Below are 17,118 nucleotides of genomic sequence, written 5' to 3'. Positions count from 1 at the left end.
TCCCCTGGCAGGCCGCACCGTTGTAGCACGCCCGCTTGGGGGCCTATTGCGCTTTGGCTTTCACTCTCCCAGGGGAGAGCGAAGAATGCGGAAAGGCAATTTGCCGATTCATTTCCATTGAAATCGCCGGTTTGCGCAACTTTAAATGTTGCGCGTCGGCTGGTGGCAAGCCATCGCCGATCTCCGATCGTTTATGTCGTGCTTTTATCCGTTCTGATGATGGGGCCTGGGTGGTCGCAATCGAACGGCCATGCGGGTGGTTCCACGGACGACGTTCCGGCGGCAATCCGTCAAATTCATCTTGATCGCGACAGTGGTGACTTGGCCGGCGCCCGGAAACGATTGCTGGAACTGCAGCAGCAATCTGAAGTCGATCTATCGGTTGAATTTGTGTTGCTTGCTCGCAAGGCAGTCGGACACTTAGAAGCCACTCAAATCGATGCGCTGTACATCGCCGCAGCCGACTCGTTGACCCACACCGATTGCACGGCCGGCAATTGCGAGCAGCGGTTGTTGATCCGCACGGTGGTTGCCACGCACCTGGTGCAAGCTGGTCAGTCGCAGGTTGCGGTTCCAGTGCTGGTCGCGGCGATGGACGAATTGCAGCGCACGCAAGTTGCAGGCGGGGACAAACGCCAGCAATCGTTGGTCAATGTCGCGATGCAAACGGCTCGATTGGAGCTGAACGCCCCGCGGCCAGAGAGCGCGGAAACTCTATACCAATCAATTTTGCAGTTCGCGGAAACACATTCGGGGCGCCAGGCAGTCGCCGACAACCGTGCGATGGCCATGTTGGGGCTCGGCTGGGCTACCGCCATGCAGCCTGAACGGCAGCGCGACGCCGCCGAGCGACTGCAGCAGTTCGCAGACGCTTTCCCCACGCATCAAGACGCTCCGCAAACGCTGGCAATGCGAATCCATTGCTTGCGACAATTGGATCAGTGGGACGAATCGGATTCGGCCACCGACGATTTTTTGAGTCGCTGGCCCGCGCACGAACTCACAGAATCGCTGGTGCTTGAAACACTCGCTCGACGGCTTGATCCGGGGCCCTGGTCGCCGACACCAGCGGTGGCAGATTGGATCAGCGCACAGGGCGACACCCAGCGTTGGTCGATTGATTTGGTCGCCGCGGTGCTAAGTGTCGCCGGCGAGGCGTTGCCGGCAGACCGATTCGATGTGCTGGTCGAACGGCTGGCGACCGAGGATAGCAATGGGCAGCGGACCGCAGGCGTCTTGAGCGAACTGAGCCACAACGAGGGTGCAGCGGTTGCCGAACAAGTTGCGGCGCGGTTGATCGCGTGTGATTTGCCAGCTGCATCAGAAATGGCGTGCGAATCGGCCTGTCGGTGGGCGGGCCGGACGGGACGCTGGTCGATGCTGGCCCTGGCAGCCGGCACGATTGAACTGGATCAACCGATTGCCGCGCGGACCGTTCACGTCGACCGTTTGTTTGCAGAAGCGCTCACCCAAACCTCACAGGGGAAACAGGCGTTCACTTGGTGGGCTCATTTGGTCGACCAGCGAGGAGCCACGGATTTTGCCACGTTGCTGCGCTGTGCCGAAACCGCCGTGTCACACGCGGAAGTGACCGAAGCGGGGCGGCGACTCGATCGCGTGCGACGTTGTGTTGACGAATTGGCCACTGAAAAGATGGACATCAAAACCGCGTTGGTCGATTTGTTGGATGCCGACTTGGCGATTCGTCGTTTGGATTTTCCCCGGGCGCGATCCCTGTTTGAAAAAGTGGTGCAATCCCCGCAATCGACTGCGGGGCTGCGAGGAAGGGCGCAGTGGATGATCGGAGAAACGCACTTCATGCAGCATCATTTTGCTGAGGCGATCGATGCCTACCGCCAGGTGGAGGGGATGGATCCCGGCGGGCCCTATGCGGCGCCGTCGCTGGTCCAGGCTGGCAAGTCATTTGAACAATTGGGGCGGACACAGGAGGCCGGAGTTTGTTACGGAACATTGCTGAATCGGTTTGCCGATAGCGCTCATGCCGCCGAAGCACGCCGCAGAATGGCGTCACTGCCAGGCACCAGGCAGAAATCGCCGGGGCGAGCGGGCAAAAACGCCGATGCATTCGACTCTGATTCCTCACGCTTGCGACGCTGAATCACGCCATTCGATGAAAACACAATCCCCACCACACCGATCGTCCGTCCAATTGCGCACCCCGCAGCAGCGGCGAAGCTACGTCGGTCTGTTGTCACATCTGTTGCCGGTTGTCGTGCTGGCAGTGGGCCTGTCCTGGTGGATGTCGTCGACGAACCCGGCGGAAGCGCAAGGACAATATCGCAACGGCCAGTTCAGCGCCCCCTTTTCCGGTGGTCAATCTCTAAACAGCAACACCGGCAGCCCGCCAAGATTCTCGACATCACCCAATAGCCCGGAATATCGTGTCGCCAGCCAGTCTGGCGGCGGGATCCCTGCGGTGCCCAGCAACACCGGATCGGCGACTGACGCGATCGGCGGTGAAGTCGACGCAGCCGGTGAGGAAGGCGAATCGGCCAGTTGGTTGCAAACGCCGGCGATCGTACGCAAGGTGATGACCGGTGGTTGGTTGATGTTACCGTTGGCGGTCTGCTCGCTGCTGGTGTTCACGCTCTCGCTAGAACGACTGATTGCACTGCGTCGTGGTCGCGTGATCCCACGCCCTTTCGTCCGCCGGTTCACCGAATGTGTCGAAGACGGTGTGCTTAGCTATGACGAAGCCACAGAGTTGTGTAAAGAATTTGATTGCCCTGTCAGTGAAGTCTTTCGCGCGGCGCTGCGTCGTTGGGGCAGGCCGATGTTTGAAATCGAACAAGCCGTGATGGACGCTGGCGATCGAGTCTCCGATGGACTCAAGAAATACTTGCGAGTCTTCCATGCGATCAGCAACGTGGCTCCGTTGATGGGACTGCTGGGCACGGTGATCGGTATGATCCAGGCATTTGAAGTGATCAGTGATCAGCAATCTATCGGCCGACCTGAGATGTTAGCCAGCGGCATCAGCACCGCATTGATGACGACCGCCGGTGGATTGACCGTCGCCATTCCCGCCTACCTTGCATACATGTATTTCAGCAGCAAGTCGGATCGCTATTTGGGCGAGATCGAAAAACTATGTCAAAAAGTGATCGACTGTATTTCAGCAGAAGGATTGGAAAACGCGGGGACTGCACGAACCAAGAAACGAAAAGCTGCCTAAGGGTTTCACGACTCGACTGAAAACTATCCCATGGCCAAACGAAATCAATCTGCCGAAGACGTCACGATCAATCTGACGCCGATGATCGACGTTGTTTTTTTGCTGGTCATCTTTTTTATGGTCGGCACTAAATTCAGCGACTCAGAAAGCCGGATCGATGTGTCGGTACCCTCTGTCGGACCGATGAGTGCGATGTCACGAACACCCGATGAGCGGGTTGTCGAACTCACCGCCGACGGCAGGCTGCTGTTGGACGGTACTCCGTTGACGATCGATCAGTTGTCACAGACCTTGCAAACACAATCGGCCGCCTATCCAGGGCTGAAAGTCGTGGTGCGCGCCGATAGCGGTGGATCACTTCAACATTTTGCCGAAATCGCGCATGTCGTCCGTCAAACCGGTGTTGAAAAGATTGGCATCGCGGTGAAGGTCGACACAGCGGGCGGCGGAGGGCTACGGCGTTGACAACGATCGGTCAAACCACCGATTTATGGGCCGACCCCAAACTCGTCTACGCTGTCGCCATCATTGCAATTCTGATGTTGGCGGCCACCATTTGGTTGTTCCGCCGAGCCAAAAAAGAAGGGCGCGGAGCGGGAGCGATCTGTTTGTTCTTTGCCGTCGTGTTGCACGGATTGTTGATTTGGTTGGTGCCCTACCAATCGCAGCAAAACGGTGGCTCGGTGACGCAAGACCCATCGGCCACGTCGACTGGAGTTGAAGCGTTCGATTTTTCGACCTTCGATCCCAGCTTGGATGTCCAATCCGAATCGGGTGACAGCGTCACCGACGCGATCGCTCCGCTGCCGGTTGCCGAGTTAGACGATTTGTTGGCGGAGCAGACGGTGGACCTGCCCCCTACAGAAGATTCCCCGCAGGAGCCAATCGAGCAGACGCCGCCGGAACCCGCGTTGGAACCAACGGTCGCATCGCCAATGGCAACGCCGGTTTCCTTAAACACCCCGTCAACAGTCAACGCCGAATCCGAACTCACCGATCTCGCTGCTGATCTCCAGTCATCGTTGGATGAACTGTTGCAATCGCGACTGGAATCCGACGTCCCTACGGAGCCAGAGGCTGTCGTGGTTGATTCAGCATCTGACGTCCCGTCGACACAGGAGGCTTCGGCCACAGTTCCGCAACCGGCGGTACCGCCCGAACCGATCCCTGCCAAGGTGGTGAAGCACGTTCAGCCTGCGCCGGCGAGTCAAACCGCGCGAGCGACCGCTGCAGTGGTTGCCGGTGACGAGCAAGCCGACTTTGCCAATCGTGTGGGAGCGGCCAAACAGATTGCGTTGCAGCAAACCGGTGGAAGCGCTGAAACCGAAGCCGCGGTGCAAGCAGCATTGCGATTTCTATCGTCGTCCCAACATCCCAATGGCTCCTGGGACCCACGTGCCTCAGGTGCCGGCGTGGAGCGAGCTCCGCTGGGTGAACGACGCGTTGGTGCGGGGACTAAAAGCACGACCGGTCTGACCGGGTTGTCATTGTTGGCGATGATGGGCGCTGGCAACACGCATCTCCGTGGCGATTACGCGGACAACGTTTATCGTGGACTGGCCTATCTGATTCAACACCAGCATCCCGACGGTGCGCTCAGCGGGGATGCGACGATCTATGCCGCAAGCTACTGTCACTCGATGGCGGCGCTCTCGCTGTGCGAAGCCGCAGTGATGACGCAGGATCCTTCGGCAATCGAATCGGCGCGGCGGGCGATCGGGCACACCGTGCGGATGCAGCATCCGGTGACCGGAGGCTGGCGATACACACGCGGCGATCCTGGGGACCTAAGCCAGTTGGGATGGCAGGCAATGGTGCTGGACGGTGGAAAGCGTGCTGGGATTGAAATCCGACGCGAGAACGTCAGTGGAGTGGCTCGGTTCTTGCGAACGGTGCGCGCCGGTGGCGGTGGATTAGCATGCTACCGGCCCGGCGAAGCGACCAGTCGAACGATGACGGCCGAGGCGTTGGCGACGCGACTGTTGATCGGCGAAACCGTGCCTCGCGGCGAAGTCGATGAAGCGGAACGCTATCTGTTGCAGGCGCTGCCCGGAATGCGGCAGGACAACTATTACTATTGGTACTACGCGACGCTTGCGTTGCATCAGTTGCAAGACGACGCCTGGCACCGTTGGAACACCGCACTTAAACAGCGGCTGTTGGCCACCCAGCGGCCCGACGGCAGTTGGCCCGCCAGTACCGTTTGGGGCGGCTACGGCGGCACCGTCTACACCACCGCCATGGCCACGTTGTGTTTGGAGTCGTACTATCGGCACGCCGTTCGTTCGCAAACACAATGATGTTTGTTTGGTGTGGAGGATTGGAATCGGAGTTAGCACGACGATTCGGACAGCAGTTGCCAACATCGAAGTTGCATTCGAGGCATGTGGAACGGGCCTTTCCAAAGATTGCCTTTTAATTGGGAACTGATGCTGCCGTCACGATGCAGATAGCCAAACCATTCGCCATGGTCAGGGTCGGGGAAATGGTTATAAGTCCAGTCGTGAATCATCCGATGCCACTCAGCGTATTTTGAGTCGCCAGTCAGCTGAAACGCAAGCAGTGTGGCAATGATTGCTTCGTTCTGTGGCCACCAGAATTTCATGTCGTGCCAGTATTCCGAAACGGGCAATCCACGCACATCGACAAAGTACAGGATGCCGCCAAAGTCATTGTCCCAGCCGCGTTGCCACATCCAGTCGAGCATTTGACAACCCGTCTGAATCAGGCCCTCGTCGCCTCGCAGTTTGCCTTCCATCATGATGAACCAGGCGCCTTCGATCGCGTGGCCGGGATTCAGTGTACGCCCTTCAAAATGGTCGATGATGTCACCGGTCGCCGACACCGTCTCCATCACGCACTGAATGTCTTCCTTCAAATGATATTGGCGGATGTCAGCAATACTACGGTCGATCCACTCCTGGGCGATGGATAACCCCACAGACTCGCGCAGTTCCTGGGCGGTCGCGATGGTGATCATTGGAAAACCGATGCCTCTGGAAGGTCTCGTCGCAGTGAATTTCGCGGCGGCGGAGTGGGGATCGAGATTGTGATCGAGAAATCGCTGGAAGGTCTGCTTTGCCTGTTCGGCGTACCGTTGGTCGCCGGTTGCTTTGAACAGTTCTCCATACGCGATGGCAGCAAAACTTTCGGAAAAGGCGTAGCGGCGTTTGCGAATCGGTTTTCCGTCTCGCGTGACGTGAAACCACATGCGTCCGTCGGATGGATCGAAGCAATGGGCGTCCATGAATTGGGCACCCTGCTTGGCGAGTTCCAACCATTGCTCACATGGCTGAACATTGTTGTACAACTCGCCCAACAGCCAAGTGAATCGGCCTTGTTGCCAGACACCTTTGTCGGTGTCGATCACCGTTCCGTCGCGATCAAGGGACGTCATGAAGCCGCCCTGTTCATGGTCCACACAGTGGTCGATCCAAAACGGCAAGGTGTCGTTGAGCAGTCCATCGCGATAGGTCGCAATCAACTCTGTTCGGCGAATGTCGTCCACTGTTTTGACTGTTCCTATGCGATACTGCGGCGTACGGCGGATAAATTGAACACACGCTGGTGTGGGGAGAATTTATCCGACTCGGACGAGGGTTTTCTTTGAAGAATAAAGCCGGTCGGATAAATCCTCCACACCAACTTGCGACCGACCAACTAAACCAACAGGCCGTCTCGCGCCGGGTTACGGAACATCACCAATCACCGTCCTACCGATTGCAAGTGGGCTGCGAAGCCACCGGCGGCTGGTAGGTTGAATTCCAGTTGTGTGGATGACTGAACGGTTTGTTGTTTCTGGACGACCGTGGTGGGTGGCGATTCTGGATCATCGATCCACATCGTTAGCTCGAAATCACCGTCGCCCAAGAACGCCAACGGAAGTGTCAATGCGACGTCGTCGTCACCGCTCATGCCGCCGATCCACCAATCGTCACCATCACGACGCGCGATCACCAATGACTTTCGCATTTCAGCCTGCAGGACATGTGTTTCATCCCAGTTGGATGGGATTTGCACCAGGAAATCGAGTTCAGGTTGATCGCGATAGGCAGACGGATAGTCTGCCATCATTGGCAGGTGGTTTTGGTAGACTACGTACATGCCCAATTGGTGCCCTCGGGTTCCCTGTACCGGTGGGGCAATGTCGCGAAAATGATAGTTCACCGGTAACACGTTTCGCATTCCGCCTTGGTGATAGTCCAGTGGGCCGGCCAGCATTCGTATTAAAGCGATGTCCAAATTGTGAGTTGGCGGGGTACCTTTGGAATTGCCATTTCCCCATTTGTTGTACTCCTGGTTCAGTGCCGCTTCGTAGTTCAACACGTTGGGCCAGGTTCGTTCCATGCCTGTGGGCTTGTAAGCTCCATGTAGCGTCAACGTCAAATGATGCTTTGCCGCTTTTTCAGCCATCTCGTGGTAAAAGCGGACCATCTCTTGATCGTCTCGGTCCATGAAGTCGACCATCACTCCTTCGATACCCCATTTTTCGTACAGCGCAAACGCTTCGTCGATCTGTGGCTGCAATGCTCTCCAGTGCATCCATAGCCGCAGTCGAACGCCTTTCTGTTTGGCATAATCCAGCAACTGCGGCAGATCGATCGACGGTGCCGCAGTGGTGATGTCTGTCGGGCCATTGGGAGCAATCGGGCCGCCGTACCAGGCGATGTCCAGGCCGTCCAGCGAATGGTAGGGGATGTTGTGCTGGGCACAGAAATCGATGTAGTGCTTCATCGTGGCGGTGTTCACGCCCGGCTCAAAATCAACGCCTTCGAGCACATAGTGGTTCCACCATGGGAACGTCGTTTTTTCCGGTTTGATCCACGACGTGTCTTCGATCTTCGGCGGATCACTCAGGTTGAAAATCAAATTCGATTCCAACAGCCGGCCAGGATCGTCGCCGACCATCATCACTCGCCATGGGGACGCGTGCGGTGCGGTTCCCAGCACTTTTGCGCCTTCGCTGCGTCCGGGCAGCGGCGATAGCTTCGTCGTCAGAACGCCGGGTTCACCGGCGACCCCAGACAAGTAGGCTCCGGCGTAATCCGTGAGTGCCGCTTCGGTCAATCCGATCCAAACGGACTGGTCGGACGTGAGTTCACGTTGCAACAGTAGGGGCATTCCGAATAGACGATCCGAGTCAATTTCTGCGACCTGAAGTTTTTGGTAGTACGACTCGTAAGGTGTTGTGTAGTTTTTAAGCGGCAACACGTAAGCAGTGGGAGATCCTGGGAATTCGAATCGAGTGTGTTCGTCCGTCAACACAAACTCGTTCATCGCTGGTTGTTCAGGAATCTGGTAGCAAAATGCTGCTCCGTCATCGAACACACGAAAAACAAACTGCAAACGCCGATGCGCAGCGCTGGCTTCTTCGACCAGCACACTCAGTTCGTTGTGGCGGTCGCGAGCTGACTCGGTTTTGCCCACTGCGATCTGATAGGTCAGGTCTTGGCTATTCGTCGCGCTCTCTAAAATCTTCAATCGCTGGCCGAACAATCCCGAATCGCCGAATTGCAATCCCAGTGTGAAGTGGACAAGTACGACGTCATCGCGCGAGAGATTCACAGTGGCTTGCTGAGTGCCATCCAATTCGATTTTTAGAGTTAGGTGACCATTGGGTGAACGAACCTGCAGCGATTGGGCGCAGACGCTGTGCCCGGAAAACCAGGCAATCACCATCGCACAGGACCACAGCGCAAAACGAAGCGGAGAAGTCATCATCGATTCAAGGCCAATCAGGGTGGAAACATCGTCTCAAGGACAGTCTGAATGGTAACACACGGCGCAGCGGTTGAACGTGTATCTGGGTTGATGATGTTGCTGTAGCCATCGGATTGATGCCATTTCCAGCTCGACGCCAACGGCGCTCGCAAGACCTGACCCTAGGCTTAGTTATTTCACGCCGTTGGCGTTAAGAGACCCCAACTAGAGTCACGACCTCCTGTCGTCGCGTGGGTCGTTGGTACACTACCGCAGCCTCCATATCAAACCGCGATATGCACCCTGCCTAGCCAGAGACCAACTGAACTCTAGCGGGTAGGGCGACGACCGACGATTGCCCCACCGAACACGACTGAACCATGGCGATGATTCCATCCAACGTTCACCTACGCGAAAACGCATTGCAGGAAGTGGGACGCATTCTGCGCCGCGAGCGTTGTCGACGTCCTTTTTTTGTGGTGGACCAAGTCGCCTATTCGGCCAGTGGCGGCTGCGACGTGTTGGAGCCTCTGTTGCAAGATCTGTGTGTTAGCCGTTTTACCGATTTCGAATTGAATCCCAAATTGGCTGACGTACAGCGGGGGATTGCTCAATACAACGATCATGCTGCCGATTTTGTGATCGCACTGGGCGGTGGCACCGCGATGGACCTTGGCAAATTGATCGGAGCACTTGCAAGGCAACCGAATCCGGCACGCGAGATCGTCACCGGAAAAGCGCCGTTGTTGCCAACTGAAAACCGGTTACTCGCGATCCCTACCACGGCAGGTACCGGGAGTGAAGCCACACATTTTGCGGTGGTTTACGTTGACCACCAGAAGTTCTCGCTCGCTGATGAGTCACTGTTGCCAAACGAAGCAATCATTGATCCAACATTAACGCACAGTTTACCACCGCCAATCACTGCGGCCACTGGACTGGATGCATTCTGCCAAGCCATCGAATCCATTTGGGCAGCGGGGGCCAGCGAGGATTCTGTTCGCGATGCAACGGAATCACTTCGACACTCGCTAGCGCATCTGGTGAATGGCGTGCGTAGCCCGACACCGGAAAGCAGACTTGCGATGTGCCGAGCATCCTATTTGGCGGGGCGAGCGATCAACGTCAGCAAGACGACCGCGCCACATGCACTGTCGTATGCACTGACGTCTGACTACGGTATTCCCCATGGATTTGCGGTGGCAATGACACTGGGACCGATGTTGTTATTTAACTCACAGGTGTCGGAGTCTGATTGTGCGGACCCCCGCGGTGTGCAGCACGTGCGGAAACGTATCGATTTGATTGTTGAATTGCTCGGTGCACACGACGTCGAACACGCCCGTGAAATCATTGCCAGAATACTGGCGGAGATTGGTTGCCCTGCGAATCTGTCCGCCGCTGGGATCAATGACATCGCAAAAATTCAACGTCTGGTCGGAAGTGTGAACGCTCAGCGGATGTCGAACAATCCGCGAACCGCGTCGCCCGATTCACTCGTGGAACTGCTCTGTGGCAGCTAACTGACTGCACCAACTTTCTCAATTCACTCGTGCGTTTCCTTGCGGTTTCCTGCGTGGCAGTCTTTCTTCGGCCCGCTTAGATCCGTCCACTGTCAGCGCTTCATGATCCACTGGGGAGATCAAGCATCACTGCTGGACTCGAGTTGACAGCAACCGCCCGACTGTGTCACTTGCAATTTGCGCTGGCAGTCTTCGGCCAGCTCCGGCACGTCGCAGAAGCATTCTTGCAAGCACTCATACAACTTGCTTTGAAAAGACGACTGTACCGGTGCGAGAGAGTAGTAGGCCCACAGACCGGACTTGCGGACTTGGACCAAATTAGCTTTACGCAAGTATGCCAGATGCCGGGACACAGCGGGCTGCGGTAGTTGAAGGATTTCCACTAGGTCGCCCACGCATATTTCGCCACTGACCAGCAGGTGAAGGATGCGTAGCCGAGTCGGATCGGAAAACGCGCGAAACATCGTGTTGATATGAACGCCAATCTGCGCCTTGGGGATGGCTGTGCTGGCGTCCTCGATTGATGTACCGCAGGTTGCGTTCATGGCTTCGCTAGTCTTCGGCATCTGTATTTCAATTTTTCACATTTGTTTTCGGGCGGGTTCACCAAAACTGGGGGTGGGATTCCAGCTTGCCGGCGCAATCATACACGCAAGCTGGCAGCTCACACAACTAAAGAGGCAAGCTGCCAACTGACGCCACTTCAAGCCCCGCGCCACCGGGGCAACGCATCACGCTGCTGAAATGGATTGAATCGACGCACGGTCGTCCACCACTTTGCCATCGCGCAGTTTCAAAACTCGCTTGGCTCGCTCCGCGGCGTCCGGATTATGCGTGACCATCACGATGGTGCGTCCTTCTCGGTTGAAATCCTCAAAGAAACCAATGATCTGCTCGCTCGTTTCCGGATCTAAATTCCCCGTGGGCTCATCCGCCAAGATCACGGCTGGATCGTTAGCCAACATGCGGGCGAGAGCGACTCGCTGCTGCTGTCCAACGCTCAGCTCGCTTGGTTTATGATCCAAGCGGTCACCTAAACCGACCCGCTCGAGCAGTGCGGCGGCTTTGTCTTGCTGCTCGACTCCAGTGTGTCCTGATAGGTAAAGCGGGATCTGGACATTTTCTTGAGCGGACAAATAAGAAATCAAATTGAACGTCTGAAAGACGAATCCGATGTTCGCTTTCCGCAGGCGAGCGCGACCGTCGGGGTCCAAGCCATACATCGACTCACCCTTCAATAGCACCTTTCCGGATGTCGGCGAGAGCATACCGCCGAGCATCACCAGTAAGCTGCTCTTTCCGCTTCCGCTCGGACCAACCAAAGAAACGAAATCTCCCTCGGGGATATCCAATGTAGCATTGTCCAATGCTACGACGGTTTGGTGTCGCAACTGGTAAGTCTTGGTTACGTTTTCCATGCACAACATCAGTCAAACCTCCTGAAATGAAGTTACGGGATCGAGCCGAGCGGCACGACGGGCGGGAAAGAAACTGGCCAGCAAAGTGATGCCAACTGAAATTCCAATCGCCCACAAAGCCAGCAGGGGCATTGGCAAAACGGGAACCCCGGCAAGTCGCGGCCCCAAGGTCACAGCCAGGATTGTTCCCAACGCGAATCCGCCTACTCCGCCAGCCACACCCAGCAATAGTGCTTTGAGTAAGAAAATTTGCAGGATCAGCTTTGATTCTGCACCCAACGACATCAAAGTGCCAATCTCTCGGCGGCGTTCGTAGACATTGGCGAACATGTAGTTCGCGATACCGGCCCCGCCGACCACCACAATGATCGCAACGAAGATTAGCGAAAGCTTCTCCATCATGCCGTTCACCTTTGTCTGAGTTGCGACCACCTGAGTCACCGTGACAACTTTGGCATCCGGCAACAACTTGTTCACGTTGCCTACCAAGCCGGCAGAAATTTCCTTGCAGCACCCGACAATCTCGATGCAACTGACCACCGCATCCTTGTTTGACATATCCTGGACGGTGTGCAAGTGAGCGAAGATTCGTGAATCATCCACGGTGCCCGTTTCCGGTAGCACCGCGACGACGGAGAATTCGGTGTCCATCAAGTGCAGCGATTGGCCCTCTTGGACGCCAAGAATTGCGGCAGTATCCGCACCCACGAGAGCTTCGTGGGTTCCCAGGTCATCGATGACCCGTTTGCGAACCAGCGTCTTTTTGTCCTCCATTTCCGGCTCGACACCCATGTCGATCGCGCCACAGCCGATTGGGCGGGAAAAAATTCCGGCACCTCCCCAAGCTGCCTTTGCCTGGAATTCGCTTTTGGGCAAGATTCCAGTCAGCGTGAACTGGCGGCCTGCCAGTTGCACCGGCACACACAGTTTAGGCGATAGATTGTCGACACCTTCCAGGTTCGACATGGTCAATCGCAACGCGTATTCTTCCGGGATCGTCTCGCTGTGCATGTCTGCAGAATAGTAATCCTGAAGCGTGACGGACTTTGGTAGGACGAGCACATTGGCGCCCAAGCTGTCCATTTCCCTCGCAACCGCTTTCTCTGAAAAGCAGGTGATGTTCTTGATTGCAACCACCGTCGTGATCCCCAACAGGATACCGACAAAGATGGTAATCATCTGACTTTTACGCTCGAACAGCTCACGCCAGACCAGTGTTTTGAGGTTCATCAAACTGTCTCCTGTTTCAATTCCATTTGTGTCCAGATGTCCAACGCATTCACTCCTGAGGGGCACAGCCGTTGGGGCCGCACTTCTGGCCGGGCGCACACTGCTGTCCAGGCCCACACTGACCACCAGGACCACAATTTCCACCTGGGCAGCAAGCCGAACCTGCTGCTGTCAGACGCTCGACAATTTGAGCTTTGCTCGTGGCTTCAGCAAACGTTGCAACCGGCTGACCCGGAGGAGCCAAGACAACCGCCACTCGGGTGCTGCCGGCTGGGTCGACTTTCAACGACTGTAGAAAAACTTTCTCTGACGGGTCTGTCGGGTCGACGGACACGATTTGTGACGATGCAGCATAGCGCGAGTCACTAGCAAATTCGCGCACACCCTGAAAAGGATTGGCACCAGATTGAGTTGCCACACACAGCAATACCAGCTTGCGGTCCTGCAACGCTTTCAAACAGGTCGCGGTTCCGTGGCTGACCACCGCGTCCTGCAATTGCCGTTCGGTAAACTTCACCGGAAGGCCTTTCGTGATCGCGCCATTCGGGGCGATCGCCAGAACCAATGGCATTGGAGCTCGGCTGACATCAAATCGCTTGACGATGGGACTCTGCTTCGGATCGGTTATCTGCACCGCAATCGCGTTGGCAACGTTCGCCATTTCGCCCGTTGCATTCTGAAAAACCTGCCGCATCGCCTGCGTTTGCTGATCGTTCTGTTTCCAAAAATAGACAAACAGGTACTTTTCGTACTGCGCCGCCTGTTGCATCGCAGTGATACCTGGGCTCGCCGACTCGATCGCAGGCGTCGAGTTTTGCTGGGCCTGAATCGAAGCGGTTTGGGTGAGGGACAATGCTGCCATCGTGAATGCAACGGCAGCCCGAACTCGCCAGTTGTGACGTTTCATTTGAAATCCTGTACGCTTGGAAAAGCCGACTTGATCTCGGCTCAGTGGGGGCAAGGTGCGACGAGCTTGCTGGGTAGCAAGCTTATATTCGCGAAGGCGAATCTATACGCTATATTCGTCTGCGCAGATACACTGAGATGAGTCGATTTTGGAAAGAGGTTGCTTGCGGGCGAGGCAGGCTGAGGAACTGATCAACGCCCCCTGCGAGCAGAAAACCCGGCGAATCACGGCGATTTGATCTCGCGCCGAACTTCTTGTTGAGAAATCAAATTGCCAGAAGCGGCCGCTGGATGCGACAAAGCGTCTCGGTGTCGATGTCGAGAAAACGACTGGGGATTGCTGTCAATCCGAGCAGGATTTGGCAGGGAAGGGCTTCAGTCGGATCCAATGCGGGGCGGATCTTGATCGTCAAGATGCTTTGCGGGACGCTCGGCGAGGAACGTCTGCACCGCGCGGCCAAGGCTTGCGCCGACCGACCGGTAACCAGAGGTCGTGCTGTTTTTGTAGTTCCAGATCGTCTCCAAGCAAAGGCTGACGGTGTGTGGGTTTCCGTTCATGCTGACCCAGTTTGCACTGATCTGTCGCCACAGCGGGTGATAGTTGACACCAGTCACCTTGGGCTTGTTGCTCATTGGGATCAGTGGTTTGATTTGGCTGATTCTCGTATACGCCAATTCAATGAAGCGGTCGCGCAAACCGATCATGGGCTCGGACAACATTTCGCTCGGTAGGATGTAAAAGAAACTGGGGTCGCTGGGAGCGGGATTGTGCAAGTCGATGAAAACATCCATCCGCCCTTCAGCGATCAGCCCGCGCACGTGCCGCTGCGCGGCGATCACTTCGTTCCAGTGAGGCTCGGGAGACCAGTCGCGATTTTGATCATGTGGAATCGCATTCTTACCGCCGTTGCCGGTGGCGGTGTTGTCCACGTCCATGATGGGGATGATGAAGATTTCCGCATGCTGTCGCAGCCAAGTTGCTTCTTGGCTGTCACCGAGTACCCATTCGGTGAAACCGTGCGAGACCCAGCTAGACCCGCTTTCCCAGGCATGTTGCCGTGCCTGAATCCAGACCCCAAACCGTTGGGAATGCGGTCGTTCGCCTTGGAGTACCTTCAGCATGGGTACCGGACGATTTTCGCGCGACCGACACAACTCCATCGCGGTTGCATACGGTGAACTGTCTGCCATCCTATTCAGAAACTCGTCGGCGAAGCTCGGTGTGTACGGTGGCCCCCAGGCGACATAGATGGAAGCGGCGTTCGGTTTGACGGTGTAAATCATCCATTCGTCCTGACGACTGCCGTTATCGGTATGCAGCCAGGTTTCGCCGTCAATCGAAAAACTGGCTTGTGCAGGCATCGCCCACGAAGCCGACAGTGGCTTTTGGTTTTCCATCGCCGCCGTTGATCCTTGCAATCGCAATGTGATCGTCTCTCCGGGAGTGATCCCGTCGACTCGCAGGTACCACCAGCAGGGCCAGCCGCGGGCAGGATCACCGCCTGGCATGAAACTGACGCTGCGCTGCGTGTTATCGATCTGAAGAACGCGGACCGACGCTCCTTCAAAATCCGATGCAACCGTTAGTGGCTCCGCAGCAACACAGTGAATGGGTCGATGAACAATCCACGCGACGATCAACGACAGAACGCAGCCGATGAAACGTGTGTGGTTATAGATGTTGAATCCCTGAATTTGCCGGTGCTTCCCAGACAAGGCGTTGTTCGGAAGGTTTGTCATATCGAGTGATCGCATGATTTGAGATCGCATAAAATGAAGACTCGTCCAGGGGCACAGCCTGGTGCGCTTCAGGGACACTGACACGTCGTGTTAGCTGGAATGAATTCTCTTCCGCCGAGAGGTTGGTTTGAAACGATAGCCCAATGAGTGCACAGAAAAAAAATCGAGTGCCATTCATTCTTGTCGCCTGACGATTTCGTTGTGGCAAAATATCCAGAGCCATTATATTGATTAGACTACGGATTGCCCGTTTTCTCTCCACTGAAAAAAACTCGTATGTCGAACCGATCCGTGATTGTTTTGATCGCGCAGCTGATCGTTTTGTTGCTCGCGCCCAACGTTGTGTTCTCGCAAGCACCTTACCCGGCGAGTTCTACGATCGATCGCGTTGAGTTTGATTTTCAAACGCATCGCCGTTTAGCACCCGGCAGTGACAATTGGCCGGTGACTTGGTCGCGCGATGGCAATCTGTATTCAGCCTGGGGCGATGGTGGTGGATTCGGCGGCACGAATTCAGCTGGTCGAGTGAAGCTGGGTGTGGCGCGCATCAGTGGTGATGCAAACAACTATCAAGCAACAAACGTTTGGGGCGGTTTTCAAACCGAACATGCCGCGACGTTCGACGGCAAGAGTTATGGAATCCTAAGCGTTGACGGGGTGTTGTACATGTGGGTTGCCGCGCAACCGGCTAGACACATGGAATCGTGCCGCATCGCTTGGTCAACCGATGAAGGCGCCAGTTGGACACTCGCCGATTGGGGATTCCATTTTGACGATCGATTGAGCGTGCCGACGTTTTTGAACTTCGGTCAGGATTACCGCGGTGCACGCGATCACTTTGTCTACAGCTATTTCATTCACCCGCAGTGGGGACCCGACTCGCTGCCGCAGACCGAACACGGATTTGACGTGCACAAACCAGGCAAAATCTACTTGGCACGGGTGCCGAAAAGCCAGATTCGAAATCGATCGGGTTACGAGTTCTTTTCCGGTGTGCATGCCGGACAACCTTTGTGGACGTCTGATTTGAAGCAGCGCCAGGCTGTTTTCAAAGACCCCAACGGTGTCGGTTGGAATGTCAGCGTCGGTTACAATGCGGGATTGAAACGTTACCTGCTGTGTACCGAACACAGTGAAACGCACACCGGGCATTTCGGATTATTCGATGCGCCGGAACCTTGGGGGCCATGGACCACCGTCAGCTACGAACAGGATTGGGGGCGAGGACAGATCGAGGTTTCGACGTTCTTTTGGAATTTCACGCAGAAGTGGATCAGTGACGATGGGCGACGATTCACCATGATCTTCACCGGAAAAAATAGCAACGATTCGTGGAACACCGTCAACGGTGAATTTGTCATTGGCCAATAGAGCTGTCATCCGGCGCGCTGGCTCTTAAACCCCA

At 56.0% G+C, this 17,118-nt stretch carries 13 protein-coding genes; 6 read left to right on the top strand and 7 right to left on the bottom strand.

Translation table 11 applies throughout. The annotated features are described in order from the left end of the window. The first annotated feature begins 198 nt into the window (after positions 1-198). Genes NHH03_RS23725 through NHH03_RS23710 form a run of 4 tightly spaced genes read left to right on the top strand, consistent with a single transcriptional unit; the run spans position 199 to position 5,496 of the window. Positions 199-2,118 (top strand): tetratricopeptide repeat protein, encoded by a 1,920-nt coding sequence (locus NHH03_RS23725; protein ID WP_253160407.1) that lies wholly within the window; start codon positions 199-201, stop codon positions 2,116-2,118. A gap of 13 nt (positions 2,119-2,131) precedes the next feature. After that, positions 2,132-3,196: a MotA/TolQ/ExbB proton channel family protein gene (locus tag NHH03_RS23720; RefSeq protein WP_253160406.1), complete on the top strand. Its 1,065-nt coding sequence runs from the start codon at positions 2,132-2,134 to the stop codon at positions 3,194-3,196. 30 nt (positions 3,197-3,226) lie between these two features. After that, positions 3,227-3,661, top strand: coding sequence for an ExbD/TolR family protein (locus NHH03_RS23715; protein ID WP_253160404.1), 435 nt, complete (start codon positions 3,227-3,229; stop codon positions 3,659-3,661). Next, a complete protein-coding gene (locus NHH03_RS23710) occupies positions 3,658-5,496 on the top strand; it encodes a prenyltransferase/squalene oxidase repeat-containing protein (protein ID WP_253160402.1) in 1,839 nt (612 codons plus the stop codon). Before NHH03_RS23715 ends, NHH03_RS23710 begins: the two co-directional genes overlap by 4 nt. A gap of 32 nt (positions 5,497-5,528) precedes the next feature. Here the strand turns inward: NHH03_RS23710 and NHH03_RS23705 are convergent, their stop codons facing one another. After that, on the bottom strand, positions 5,529-6,704 hold the full coding sequence (locus NHH03_RS23705; RefSeq protein WP_253160400.1) for an AGE family epimerase/isomerase: 1,176 nt from the start codon (positions 6,702-6,704) through the stop codon (positions 5,529-5,531). 197 nt (positions 6,705-6,901) lie between these two features. Next, positions 6,902-8,917, bottom strand: a complete 2,016-nt coding sequence (locus tag NHH03_RS23700) for a glycoside hydrolase family 97 protein (protein WP_253160398.1) — start codon at positions 8,915-8,917, stop codon at positions 6,902-6,904. Between the two features lie 365 nt (positions 8,918-9,282). Here NHH03_RS23700 and NHH03_RS23695 point away from each other — a divergent pair, with 365 nt between their 5' ends. Further along, positions 9,283-10,419, top strand: coding sequence for a phosphonoacetaldehyde reductase (locus NHH03_RS23695; protein ID WP_253160396.1), 1,137 nt, complete (start codon positions 9,283-9,285; stop codon positions 10,417-10,419). A gap of 119 nt (positions 10,420-10,538) precedes the next feature. Here the strand turns inward: NHH03_RS23695 and NHH03_RS23690 are convergent, their stop codons facing one another. The 5 genes from NHH03_RS23690 to NHH03_RS23670 form a co-directional block, all read right to left on the bottom strand. Next, complete coding sequence (locus NHH03_RS23690; protein ID WP_253160393.1) at positions 10,539-10,985, bottom strand: ArsR/SmtB family transcription factor; 447 nt, start codon at positions 10,983-10,985, stop codon at positions 10,539-10,541. Positions 10,986-11,150: 165 nt separating this feature from the next. Beyond that, on the bottom strand, positions 11,151-11,837 hold the full coding sequence (locus NHH03_RS23685) for an ABC transporter ATP-binding protein (protein ID WP_253160391.1): 687 nt from the start codon (positions 11,835-11,837) through the stop codon (positions 11,151-11,153). A gap of 12 nt (positions 11,838-11,849) precedes the next feature. Continuing rightward, complete coding sequence (locus NHH03_RS23680; RefSeq protein WP_253160388.1) at positions 11,850-13,067, bottom strand: ABC transporter permease; 1,218 nt, start codon at positions 13,065-13,067, stop codon at positions 11,850-11,852. 49 nt (positions 13,068-13,116) lie between these two features. After that, positions 13,117-13,974, bottom strand: coding sequence for a hypothetical protein (locus NHH03_RS23675; protein ID WP_253160386.1), 858 nt, complete (start codon positions 13,972-13,974; stop codon positions 13,117-13,119). A gap of 374 nt (positions 13,975-14,348) precedes the next feature. Then, positions 14,349-15,713 carry a M14-type cytosolic carboxypeptidase gene (locus NHH03_RS23670; RefSeq protein WP_253160384.1) on the bottom strand — a complete coding sequence of 455 codons (1,365 nt, stop codon included), beginning with the start codon at positions 15,711-15,713 and terminating at the stop codon, positions 14,349-14,351. A 276-nt stretch (positions 15,714-15,989) separates the two neighbouring features. On the opposite strand from NHH03_RS23670, the gene NHH03_RS23665 reads away from it, so the two are divergent. Next, positions 15,990-17,084 (top strand): DUF4185 domain-containing protein, encoded by a 1,095-nt coding sequence (locus NHH03_RS23665; protein ID WP_253160381.1) that lies wholly within the window; start codon positions 15,990-15,992, stop codon positions 17,082-17,084. Positions 17,085-17,118: the final 34 nt, after the last annotated feature.

Source organism: Stieleria tagensis (assembly GCF_024129865.1).
In the GTDB taxonomy this organism is placed as follows: Bacteria; Planctomycetota; Planctomycetia; order Pirellulales; family Pirellulaceae; genus Stieleria; species Stieleria tagensis.
The sequence above is the reverse complement of the archived record's forward strand: the minus strand, read 5'-3'. Positions and strand labels throughout refer to the sequence as shown.

Bases quoted from the DNA above. Each gene is read 5' to 3' on its own strand.
- NHH03_RS23720 (WP_253160406.1), top strand. From the start codon at position 2,132: ATGAAAACACAATCCCCACCACACCGATCGTCCGTCCAATTGCGCACC.
- NHH03_RS23715 (WP_253160404.1), top strand. From the start codon at position 3,227: ATGGCCAAACGAAATCAATCTGCCGAAGACGTCACGATCAATCTGACG.
- NHH03_RS23700 (WP_253160398.1), bottom strand. From the start codon at position 8,917: ATGATGACTTCTCCGCTTCGTTTTGCGCTGTGGTCCTGTGCGATGGTG.
- NHH03_RS23695 (WP_253160396.1), top strand. From the start codon at position 9,283: ATGATTCCATCCAACGTTCACCTACGCGAAAACGCATTGCAGGAAGTG.
- NHH03_RS23690 (WP_253160393.1), bottom strand. From the start codon at position 10,985: ATGCCGAAGACTAGCGAAGCCATGAACGCAACCTGCGGTACATCAATC.
- NHH03_RS23685 (WP_253160391.1), bottom strand. From the start codon at position 11,837: ATGGAAAACGTAACCAAGACTTACCAGTTGCGACACCAAACCGTCGTA.
- NHH03_RS23680 (WP_253160388.1), bottom strand. From the start codon at position 13,067: ATGAACCTCAAAACACTGGTCTGGCGTGAGCTGTTCGAGCGTAAAAGT.
- NHH03_RS23675 (WP_253160386.1), bottom strand. From the start codon at position 13,974: ATGAAACGTCACAACTGGCGAGTTCGGGCTGCCGTTGCATTCACGATG.
- NHH03_RS23670 (WP_253160384.1), bottom strand. From the start codon at position 15,713: ATGACAAACCTTCCGAACAACGCCTTGTCTGGGAAGCACCGGCAAATT.
- NHH03_RS23665 (WP_253160381.1), top strand. From the start codon at position 15,990: ATGTCGAACCGATCCGTGATTGTTTTGATCGCGCAGCTGATCGTTTTG.